Source organism: Roseateles sp., from assembly GCF_052436255.1.
In the GTDB taxonomy this organism is placed as follows: Bacteria; Pseudomonadota; Gammaproteobacteria; order Burkholderiales; family Burkholderiaceae_C; genus Pelomonas.
In genome coordinates this window covers 1-8,766 of record NZ_JBQVNP010000184.1, presented here as the reverse complement: position 1 = coordinate 8,766, position 8,766 = coordinate 1, and the positions used below count along the sequence as shown (strand labels likewise).

Sequence of the window (8,766 nt, the reverse complement as noted above, 5' to 3'; positions counted from 1 at the left end):
CAGCGCAGCACCGGCGGCGCGGCGCCCGCCGCCGGGAAGCCGCCACGCGCCACCGCGTCACGCAGCAGCGCGCAGGCCTGGGCCAGCGGCAACGCGTAGTCCTTGATCGAGTCACTGCCGACGGTGGCCTTCACGCGGGCGATATCGGCGGTGCCGGGCAGCTTCAGATCGACGGCCTGCCAACCCACGCCCAGCTCGGCACAGGCGATCTGCTTGAGCGCGGTCAGGATGCCCTGGCCCATCTCCACGCGCGGCAGCCATAGCGTGTAGCGGCCGGCCTCGTGGCGTATCCAGCCCAGCGCATCGTCCAGGCTCGGCGCGGGGCGCTTGGGGATGACGGGCAGCGCGCAGCCGGTGAACAGCGCCACCGTCAGGCCCGCGCCCGACAGCTTCAGCCAGCCGCGGCGGTTCAACACCGCGCTCATGCCATCGCCTTGATCAGCACCGCACGGATGCGCTGCTGGGTGCCGCAACGGCAGAGGTTGCCGCTCATCGCGGCCTCGCAGGCGGCCGCGTCGGGGCGTGGGTTCTGCTGCAGCAGCGCCGCCGCACTCATCAACTGGCCGGCCTGGCAATAGCCGCATTGCGGTACCTGGTGCTCCAGCCATTGGCGCTGCAGCGGGTGCAGGGCGCCGTCTGCGCCGGCCAGGCCCTCGATGGTCGTCAGCTCACGCCCGACGGCCGCGCTGACCGGCAGCACGCAGCTGCGCGTGGCCACGCCGTCCAGCATCACCGTGCAGGCGCCGCACAGGCCCACGCCGCAGCCGAACTTGCTGCCCACCAGGCCGAGGTGCTCCCGCAGCACATGCAGCAGCGTTTCATCCCGCCATTCGGCCGCCACGGCGCGGCGCCCGCCGTTGATCTGAAGTTCCATGACCCGTCCTTGGTGAAGTGGCCGAGAGCATCGGCATGCCCGACGCGGCGGTATAGAAGAATTGCGCCAGGAGACTGCGGCGGCGGGCGTCACCCGTGGCGGCCGCCGCACCTCGGGTCGACGCGGCCCTGCAGCTTCATGCCATGGCCGTCGCGCTCAGGCGCGCCGGTAGATCAGCACCTTGAGGTTGCGCTCGTCCGACTGGTCCGCGAACGCTGCCGGGTTGGCCACCCGCTCGGCGAATGCCAGCTCGGGCGCGTTCTCCGCCATCACGTCACGCAAGAAATCCAGCCCCAGCTTGGGCGTGTTCAGGCACAGCAGCGCCTGCCCTTCAGGCCCAAGCAGCGCCGGTAGGCGCCGCGCCAGCCGCGCATAGTCCTTGGTTGCGACAAAGCTGCCCTTCTGGAAGCTGGGCGGGTCGCAGATGACGAGGTCGTAGGGTCCACCGCGGGTCAGCTTGCCCCAGGAGTTGAAGATGTCGTGGGGCAGGAACTTCGCACCGCGTTCGACGCCGTTGAGCCCATGGTTGCGCTTGCCCGTGGCCAGCGCGCCGTCACTCATGTCCACGTTGACGACCTCGGCCGCGCCCGCCTGCAGCGCGACGACCGAAAAGGCACAGGTGTAGGCGAACAGGTTCAAGACCTTCGCGCCCGGCTTCACGTGCTCGCGCACCCAGCGCCGGCCTTCGGCCATGTCGAGGAAGAGGCCGTGGTTCTGGCCGCGCAGCAGGTGGACGAGGTAGCGTGTGCCCGTCTCGGTGACGACGTGGGGCTCGGGCACGGCGCCGGCCATCAACCGCGTCTCGGTACGGCCGCCCTCCTGCCGGCACTGGTAGACCCAGGGCGCTGCGGGCCAGCGCGCCGTGAGCGCCGCGCCGATGGCTGCAATCGCCTCATCGGCCAGCGGCTCGAAGCTGGTCAGCAGCAGCGCGGGCGGGTAGGCGTCCAGCGTCAGATGCTCGCAGCCGGGGAAGCGGCCGCCGCGGCCGTGGAAGAGGCGCTGGGCGTCAGCGGGAAAGGCTGAAGCGGCGATGGCGTCGAGCAGGGCTTGCATGGCGCGCGATTGTCCTGGCGCCAGAATCCCGCCCATGGACTTCCAGCGCATCCTCGACGAGATCAACACCGAGCTGCGCCCGCTGCTCGGCACGGGCGGCAAGGTCGCCAGCTACATCCCGGCGCTGGCGCGGGTGTCGCCGCTGCAGTTCGGCATCGCGCTGCGCACCTGCGCGGGCGAGACGGCCGCGGCCGGGGACAGCGACCTGCCGTTCTCCATCCAGAGCATGTCCAAGATGTTCTCGCTGACGCTGGCCATCCGCGCGCTGGACGAGGCGCTGTGGGACCGCATCGGCCGCGAGCCCTCGGGCAGCCCGTTCAACTCGCTGGTGCAGCTGGAGACCGAGTGCGGCATCCCGCGCAACCCCTTCATCAATGCCGGCGCCATCGCGGTGGCGGACCGCCTGGTGTCGCTGGGCGACGCCAACGTCGAGCTGCTGGCGCTGCTGGGCCGGCTGTGCGGCGAGCCCGTCCGCATCGACGCGGAAGTGGCGCAGTCCGAGGCCGACACGGGGTTTCGCAACACCGCGCTGGCGAACTTCATGAAGGCCTTCGGCACGCTGGACAACGACGTGGCCACGGTGCTGGACGTCTACTTCCAGCAATGCGCGATTGCCATGAGCTGCGAGCAGGTGGCCTGCGCCGCCGGCTACCTGTGCCGCGACGGCCGCCACCCGCTGGCGGGCACGCCGGTGCTCAGTTCGGCGCAGGCCCGGCGCGTGAACGCGCTGATGCTGACCTGCGGCACCTACGACGCGGCCGGCGAGTTCGCCTTCCGCATCGGCCTGCCCTGCAAGAGCGGCGTCGGCGGCGGCATCGTCGCCGTGGTGCCCGACCAGCTCACGCTGTGCGTCTGGTCGCCCGCGCTGGACGAGACGGGCAACTCCTGGCTCGGGCGCCAGGCGCTGGAGCTGTTCGTCACGAAGACCGGGTTGTCGGTCTTCTGAGCTGCGGGATCAGCTGGCGTACTTGATCGAGCAGCCGTAAGGCCGGGTCGACGCCTTGTCGACCTTGCGGCCCGACGACACGGCCACCAACGCCTGGGTCACATAGGGCTCGGCCTTGCCGATGTCATCGACCTTGGCGGTGGCCAGGCTGTCGATGCCGCCCTTGTAGGCCAGCGTGCCATCGGGGCGGATGACATACATGTGCGGTGTCGTCTGCGCCCCATAGGCCTTGCCGATCTCGCCCTTGGGGTCGAGCAGCGTGGCTGCGGGCACGGCGCCACGGTCGGCGTTGAGCTTTTGCGCGGTGGCACCGTCCACATGGCCTTGCTGGCCGGGCGCGGACGAGATCACCTGCAGCCAGACCACGCCCTGCGCGGCGGCGGCTTTCTGCTGGCTTTGCATGTTGCCGCCGTAGTGCTTCTTGACATAGGGGCAGTCGTGGTTGGTCCACTCCAGCACGACGGTCTTGCCCTTGTAGTCGGCCAGGCTCACCGTCTTGCCGTCGGCCGTCATGGCCGTGAAGGCCGGTGCGGGCGCGTCCACGGTGGCGTTGGCCAGAGCCAGCGCGGGGGCCGCGATGGCGGCGACGATCAGCGAGCGGCGAAGCAGTTTCATCATGTCGAACTCCGGGGGGTGGTTGCAGGGACAGGGGAAGAAACAGCCTCGATGACGAGGCCTGGGGTGAGGATCTGCGGCAGCACCTGGGCCTCGGCGGCGCCCGGTGCGTAGTAGAGGTAGAGCGGCACGCCGGAGCGGCCATGCGCCTTGAGCACCGCGGTGATGTCCGGGTCCTCGCGCGTCCAGTCGCCCTTGAGGTAGGTGATGCCGGCCTTGGCAAAGACGTCCTTCACCTCGGGCCGCGACAGCGCCACCCGCTCGTTGACGAGGCAGGAGATGCACCAGGACGCCGTCATGTTGACGAAAACCGGCTGGTTCTGCCCGCGCAGTTCGGCCAGGCGTGCGGCGCTGTAGGCCTCGGTGCCCGCGTCGGCGGCGGCCCGCACATCGGCGGCGACCGGCTTGATCCACACCGCCGCACCCAGCGCCAGCACGACGCTGATGACCGCGGCACCGGTGCCCACCACCGTCGCGCCGCTGCTGTGCCGCCACCACAGGCCGAAGGCGATCAGCACCATGCCGCAAAGGGCCAGCGCCACGCCGTCCGGCCCCGCCTGCTGGGCCAGCACCCACAACAGCCAGACGACCGCCGCATACATCGGGAAGGCCAGGGCCTGCTTGAAGGTGTCCATCCAGGCGCCCGGCCGCGGCAGCCAGCGCTGGGCCGCGGGCCAGAAGGCCAGGATGAGGAAGGGCAGCGCCAGGCCCAGGCCGAGCGCCAGGAACACCGCCAGCAGCACCGCCGCCGGCTGCGACAGCGCGAAGGCCAGGGCCGCGCCCATGAAGGGCGCCGTGCAGGGCGTGGCGACGACCGCTGCCAGCACGCCGGTGAAAAAGCTGCCCGCCAGGCCCTGGCGCGAGGCCAGCGCCGAGCCGACGCCGGTGAAGCTGCCGCCGATGGCGAACAGGCCCGACAGGCTCAGGCCCACGAGGAAGAGCAGATAGGCCACGACCAGCACGAAGACCGGCGAATGGAACTGGAAGCCCCAACCGACCTGCTGGCCGCCGGCCCGCAGCGCGATCAGCACGGCCGCCAGCACGGCGAAGCTGGCCAGCACACCCGCGGTGTAGGCCAGGCCCTCGCCCTTGTGGTCGCCCTTGTTCACGAGCGCCAGCGCCTTGATGGACAGCACCGGGAAGACACAGGGCATGAGGTTCAGGATCAGGCCGCCCAGCAGCGCCAGCGCCAGCGCCGGCAGCAGGCCGAGGTCGCTCCCAGAAGCCGGCGCGGGCGCTGCTGCGCTCACGGGGGCGCTCAGGTCGGCTGGACCGGGGCCCTTGCCGGCGCCAGCAGGCATGGCGGCGGAAATCGTCCAGGCCTGCTCACCCGCCGCCGTGGTCAGCACGATGACGCCGGACAAGGGCTTGCCGGCGGGCACCGGCTCTTCGCCGGCGGGAATGTCCAGCGCCCAGCCACCGGCCTCGACCGAAAGCGCCTGCGGCGCGCTGTGGGCGACGGCGCCCCAGGTGTCGGCGAAGAAATAGGCCTGGGTGACACCTGCCTGCGCCCCGCTGAGCCGCACGCCCTGGGGCGCGGCCTTGAGTTGCACGGCGAACTCGGCCGGCTTGGGGATCGCAGCGCGCCATTCCTCGATCTGGGCCGCGTCGGCACCGGCCTTGGGCTCGGCGGCCACGGGCAGATCCAGGCCCAGGCTGACCTGCTCCGGGATGCAGACGTCCTTGCAGACCAGCCAGCGCACCTCGGCCGTGGGCGTGAAGCGGCTGCCGGCCTTGGCATCGGCGGGCACGGTCAGCTCGACCAGCAGCGCCGGCCGGCCTTCGTAGCCGTAGTTCACCAGCGGGCCGATGGGCTGCACGGCGGGCGTGGGCCACTGGATGGGGCCGGCTGCGGCGCCCTGCCAGTCGATGGAGGTGGCCTGGCCCGAATCGCCGGGATTGATCCAGTAGGTGTGCCAGTGGGCCTTGATGTCCTGCTCGAGTGCCACCGTGAAGCGCTGGCCCGGCGCGACGGCCGATTGGCTGGAAACGAGGCGCGCCTTCACATGCTCGGTCGACGCCTGCGGGGGGGCGGCCAGGGCAAGCAGCGGAGCGGCCAGCAGGGCCAGGAAAACAGGGCGTAGGAGCGAGCGCATCCGGAAATGCTAGGTCATCCCCGTTTCCCTTCTGTAAATGCCGGCCTTGACGAAAGCATCGAACGCCGTCCACAGCGGCTCAAAACGCTCGGGGCCGCCTTCCAGCAACGCCAGCGCGTGCAGGCCGGCCTCCAGCGTGGACAGCTGCCCGGGCCGGTGCGCGCGGCGTATGACATAGCGAGAAACCTGCGCGGACAGTGCCAGCCGCGGCAGCGCGGCCAGCCAGGGGTTGGTGGCCAGCAGGCGGCGGCTCTGGCGCCAGCTGCCGTCGAGCAGGATGAGCCGGCTCACGTCGACCGGGGCCGCGCTGCCACCGTCGCCCGGATAGAGCAGCGCGGTGCCGGGGCGGGCCAGAGCCGCGTCGAAGGCTTCGCCCCGCAGCAGGCGTGCCGACCGCAGGCCCAGCGTCAGCAGGGTCGCGGTGTTCTTGGCATGGGCGGCCTCGGCCGGGTGCTGCAGGATCAGCAGCTCGGTGCGGTGGGCCAGCGGCGGCGCCGGCAGCGTGGCGCACAGACAGGTCGGCGCCGGGCGCTCACAGCGCGGGCAGACCTGGCGCGGCATGGGTCAAGCGCCAGGCTCAATGCGGCGAAACGGTATGGGGCCCGAGGGTCGACACGGCGCTGTCCGCGTCGGCGCCATGCGCCGCGTCTTCATCGAGACGGCGACGGGAGCGCGTGGTCGGCAGGCCGAGCTGGCGCTTCTTGGCCACGCGGCCGGCCAGCCAGACCCCCCCGACGACGCCGAAGATGTTCAGCGCGCCGAACAGCGGCGCGGCGCTGGACGACAGCAGCATGGTCTGCAGCGGCGCCGAGTAGGCGCGCGGTTTCAGCGCGAAGCTGAAGGCACCGAAGATCAGCCAGCCGGCCCACGCCACGCCGACGCCGGACATCATCCAGGCCGCATAGGGCTTGTGCCGGCGGCGTTGCGGGCGCAGCGTCAGATAGGCCCAGACGGCGGCAATGATGAAGAGCACGGCCGCGATGGCGAGGGCCTCGCCCAGCATGACGGGCAGGCTGTTGCGGCCACCCAGCGACACATAGACCGAGCGCGGCAGGCCGATGCTGGCGTACTTCATGGCCGCGCCGGCGCCGGCGCAATAGAGCAAGGCGCCAGAGAAGAAGGCGATGGAACGGCGTGCGGCTTTCATGGGGCGCATTCTCCGTGCAGCCGGGAGCGGCGATTCGGCAGGATTTCTCGGCCGGGCAAAACAAAACCCGCCGTCCGGCAGCCGGATGGCGGGTTCCAGGGCGCGAACTGGCGATTTAACGCTTGCGGTCGAAGCGCTGGGCGCGGGCCAGGCCGCGGCGGTCACCGCTGAAGAAGCCGGTGTCGAAGGCCTCGTGCTTGCGGCCCTTCTCGACGGATTCCTCGGCGCTCCAGGCCAGGCCCATCTCGGGCGCCGGGAGGCGGCGTTTTTGAGTTTCGGTACGAGGCTGGGTCTTCATCATGGCTATCTGGCCTTGCGGCCGTCTCACGCCGGGTGCGGCGCGATTGCAAGGCACAACGCGGGCTCGGCGAGGGTGGTTGACAGCCGGAACACACTTCTTTGCACACCCGGCTTTTGCTGACAATGCCTGTTTCGACTCCAGGAAAGCGCGATGACCGTCCAGCTGAAGAAGACCGTTCCGGCCAAGGCCACCCCCATCACCGTCGTCGACCGCGCCGCTTTCCAGGCACTTTCGGCTGGCCTGCCCGAGGCCACCCGAGCCTGGCTGGCCACCGTCGGCTTCGTCGGGGCGCCGGACAGCCACGCGCTGGTGCCGGGTGCGGATGGCCGCCTGGGGCAGGTGTTTGCCGGCATCGCCCATGCGGCCCACCCCTATGCGCTGAGCCATCTGCCGCTGGCCTTGCCTGAGGGGGTCTACAAACTCGACGAGGCCAGCCTGGCCCTGCTGCCCGAAACGGCGGCGATGTCCTGGGAGCTGGGCGGCTACCGCTTCGATCTCTACAAGCCCGCCAGGCGCGCACCCGCGACGCTGCTTCTCAAGACCGGCGCCGACGCCCAGCGCGGCCTGGCGCTGGCGACCGCCATCGCCGCCACGCGCGACCTGGTCAATACGCCGGCCGAGCACATGGGCCCGGCCGAGCTGGCCGCCGCCGCCAGGGCCTTGGCCAAGCAGTACGGCGCCAGCTTCACCGAGGTCGTCGGCGACGCCCTGCTGAAGAAGAACTTCCCCAGCATTCACGCCGTCGGCCGTGCGAGCACGCGCCCACCTCGGCTGATTGAAGTGAACTGGGGCAATCCCAGGCATCCCAAGCTGTCCCTGGTCGGCAAGGGCGTCTGCTTCGACACCGGCGGCCTCAACATCAAGGGCGGCGAGGGCATGCGCCAGATGAAGAAGGACATGGGCGGCGCGGCCAATGCGCTGGGCCTGGCCATGCTGATCATGGCCTTCAAGCTGCCGGTGCGGCTGCAGTTGCTGATCCCCGCCGTCGAGAATTCGATCTCGGGCAACGCCTACCGGCCGGGCGACGTCATCAAGACGCGCAAGGGCCTGCACATCGAGATCGGCAACACCGATGCCGAAGGCCGCGTGGTGCTGAGCGATGCCCTCGCCTATGCCGCCGAGGGCCAGCCCGACCTCGTCATCGACCTGGCGACGCTGACGGGCGCCGCCCGCGTCGCTCTAGGCGCCCAGCTGCCGGCGCTGTTCGCCAAGCACATGGACACGGCGCGCGACCTGGTGGATCTGGGCCTGAAGCTGGACGACCCGCTATGGCATATGCCGCTGTGGGCGCCGTATCACGCCGGCATCGAAAGCAGCATCGGCGACCTCGTCAACACAGGCAAGAGCGCGCTGGCCGGCGCCATCAACGCGGCGCTGTTCCTGGAGGACTTCCTGCCCGCCCATCAGGACTGGCTGCACGTCGACCTGTTCGCCTGGAACGATGCGCCGCGCCCCGGCCGCCCGGTGGGCGGCGAGGCGCAGACGATCCGGACGCTGCTGGCCTACCTGGAGCAGCGTTACCCGGCCCGATAACTCCGCCCGATTACTCGGGGGCCTGATCCTTGACCGGCGGCAGCTGGTCCTGGGCCGGCTCGGCCTGGGCCGGCTGGCTCACCTGGGGTGCCTGAGCCCGGGGCGTCTGATCGCGACGCTGGTGATCGGGCTTGCGGGCGCCCGGCTGGGGCGGACGGCCGCCGCCTTCACGGCGCGGCTGATCGCGCCGACCCTCCGGAC

General features: G+C 70.8%; 11 protein-coding genes. 2 read left to right on the top strand and 9 right to left on the bottom strand.

Features of this window, described 5'->3' with window-relative positions; translation table 11 throughout:
• The 3 genes from ACT6S0_RS24755 to ACT6S0_RS24745 all read right to left on the bottom strand — a co-directional run.
• Nucleotides 1–425: molybdopterin cofactor-binding domain-containing protein (locus tag ACT6S0_RS24755; RefSeq protein WP_444766423.1), on the bottom strand; the 425-nt coding region annotated here is incomplete at its 3' end.
• On the bottom strand, nucleotides 422–874 hold the full coding sequence (locus ACT6S0_RS24750; RefSeq protein WP_444766422.1) for a (2Fe-2S)-binding protein: 453 nt from the start codon (nucleotides 872–874) through the stop codon (nucleotides 422–424). The genes ACT6S0_RS24750 and ACT6S0_RS24755, both read right to left, overlap by 4 nt.
• A 156-nt stretch (nucleotides 875–1,030) precedes the next feature.
• Nucleotides 1,031–1,927 (bottom strand): class I SAM-dependent methyltransferase, encoded by an 897-nt coding sequence (locus ACT6S0_RS24745; protein ID WP_444766421.1) that lies wholly within the window; start codon nucleotides 1,925–1,927, stop codon nucleotides 1,031–1,033.
• A gap of 34 nt (nucleotides 1,928–1,961) precedes the next feature.
• Here ACT6S0_RS24745 and ACT6S0_RS24740 point away from each other — a divergent pair, with 34 nt between their 5' ends.
• Nucleotides 1,962–2,873 (top strand): glutaminase, encoded by a 912-nt coding sequence (locus tag ACT6S0_RS24740; RefSeq protein WP_444766420.1) that lies wholly within the window; start codon nucleotides 1,962–1,964, stop codon nucleotides 2,871–2,873.
• Nucleotides 2,874–2,882: 9 nt separating this feature from the next.
• Here the strand turns inward: ACT6S0_RS24740 and ACT6S0_RS24735 are convergent, their stop codons facing one another.
• The 5 genes from ACT6S0_RS24735 to ACT6S0_RS24715 form a co-directional block, all read right to left on the bottom strand.
• Complete coding sequence (locus ACT6S0_RS24735) at nucleotides 2,883–3,491, bottom strand: redoxin domain-containing protein (protein ID WP_444766419.1); 609 nt, start codon at nucleotides 3,489–3,491, stop codon at nucleotides 2,883–2,885.
• The gene (locus ACT6S0_RS24730) at nucleotides 3,488–5,584 is read right to left on the bottom strand and encodes a protein-disulfide reductase DsbD family protein (RefSeq protein ID WP_444766418.1); all 2,097 of its coding nucleotides are present in this window, start codon (nucleotides 5,582–5,584) and stop codon (nucleotides 3,488–3,490) included. The genes ACT6S0_RS24735 and ACT6S0_RS24730 overlap by 4 nt, the downstream gene beginning before the upstream one ends.
• Nucleotides 5,585–5,593: 9 nt before the next feature.
• Nucleotides 5,594–6,145 carry a tRNA-uridine aminocarboxypropyltransferase gene (locus ACT6S0_RS24725; RefSeq protein WP_444766417.1) on the bottom strand — a complete coding sequence of 184 codons (552 nt, stop codon included), beginning with the start codon at nucleotides 6,143–6,145 and terminating at the stop codon, nucleotides 5,594–5,596.
• A gap of 16 nt (nucleotides 6,146–6,161) precedes the next feature.
• A complete protein-coding gene (locus ACT6S0_RS24720) occupies nucleotides 6,162–6,731 on the bottom strand; it encodes a hypothetical protein (RefSeq protein WP_444766416.1) in 570 nt (189 codons plus the stop codon).
• A 115-nt stretch (nucleotides 6,732–6,846) separates the two neighbouring features.
• Nucleotides 6,847–7,029, bottom strand: a complete 183-nt coding sequence (locus ACT6S0_RS24715) for a hypothetical protein (RefSeq protein WP_444766415.1) — start codon at nucleotides 7,027–7,029, stop codon at nucleotides 6,847–6,849.
• Between the two features lie 153 nt (nucleotides 7,030–7,182).
• Between ACT6S0_RS24715 and ACT6S0_RS24710 the strand changes: the two genes are divergently transcribed.
• Nucleotides 7,183–8,565: a leucyl aminopeptidase family protein gene (locus ACT6S0_RS24710; protein ID WP_444766414.1), complete on the top strand. Its 1,383-nt coding sequence runs from the start codon at nucleotides 7,183–7,185 to the stop codon at nucleotides 8,563–8,565.
• Between the two features lie 10 nt (nucleotides 8,566–8,575).
• On the opposite strand, the gene ACT6S0_RS24705 is transcribed toward ACT6S0_RS24710, so the two are convergent.
• The coding region (locus ACT6S0_RS24705) for a hypothetical protein (RefSeq protein ID WP_444766413.1) at nucleotides 8,576–8,766 on the bottom strand (191 nt) is incomplete at its 5' end.

Bases quoted from the DNA above. Each gene is read 5' to 3' on its own strand.
- ACT6S0_RS24750 (WP_444766422.1), bottom strand. From the start codon at position 874: ATGGAACTTCAGATCAACGGCGGGCGCCGCGCCGTGGCGGCCGAATGG.
- ACT6S0_RS24745 (WP_444766421.1), bottom strand. From the start codon at position 1,927: ATGCAAGCCCTGCTCGACGCCATCGCCGCTTCAGCCTTTCCCGCTGAC.
- ACT6S0_RS24740 (WP_444766420.1), top strand. From the start codon at position 1,962: ATGGACTTCCAGCGCATCCTCGACGAGATCAACACCGAGCTGCGCCCG.
- ACT6S0_RS24735 (WP_444766419.1), bottom strand. From the start codon at position 3,491: ATGATGAAACTGCTTCGCCGCTCGCTGATCGTCGCCGCCATCGCGGCC.
- ACT6S0_RS24730 (WP_444766418.1), bottom strand. From the start codon at position 5,584: ATGCGCTCGCTCCTACGCCCTGTTTTCCTGGCCCTGCTGGCCGCTCCG.
- ACT6S0_RS24725 (WP_444766417.1), bottom strand. From the start codon at position 6,145: ATGCCGCGCCAGGTCTGCCCGCGCTGTGAGCGCCCGGCGCCGACCTGT.
- ACT6S0_RS24720 (WP_444766416.1), bottom strand. From the start codon at position 6,731: ATGAAAGCCGCACGCCGTTCCATCGCCTTCTTCTCTGGCGCCTTGCTC.
- ACT6S0_RS24715 (WP_444766415.1), bottom strand. From the start codon at position 7,029: ATGAAGACCCAGCCTCGTACCGAAACTCAAAAACGCCGCCTCCCGGCG.
- ACT6S0_RS24710 (WP_444766414.1), top strand. From the start codon at position 7,183: ATGACCGTCCAGCTGAAGAAGACCGTTCCGGCCAAGGCCACCCCCATC.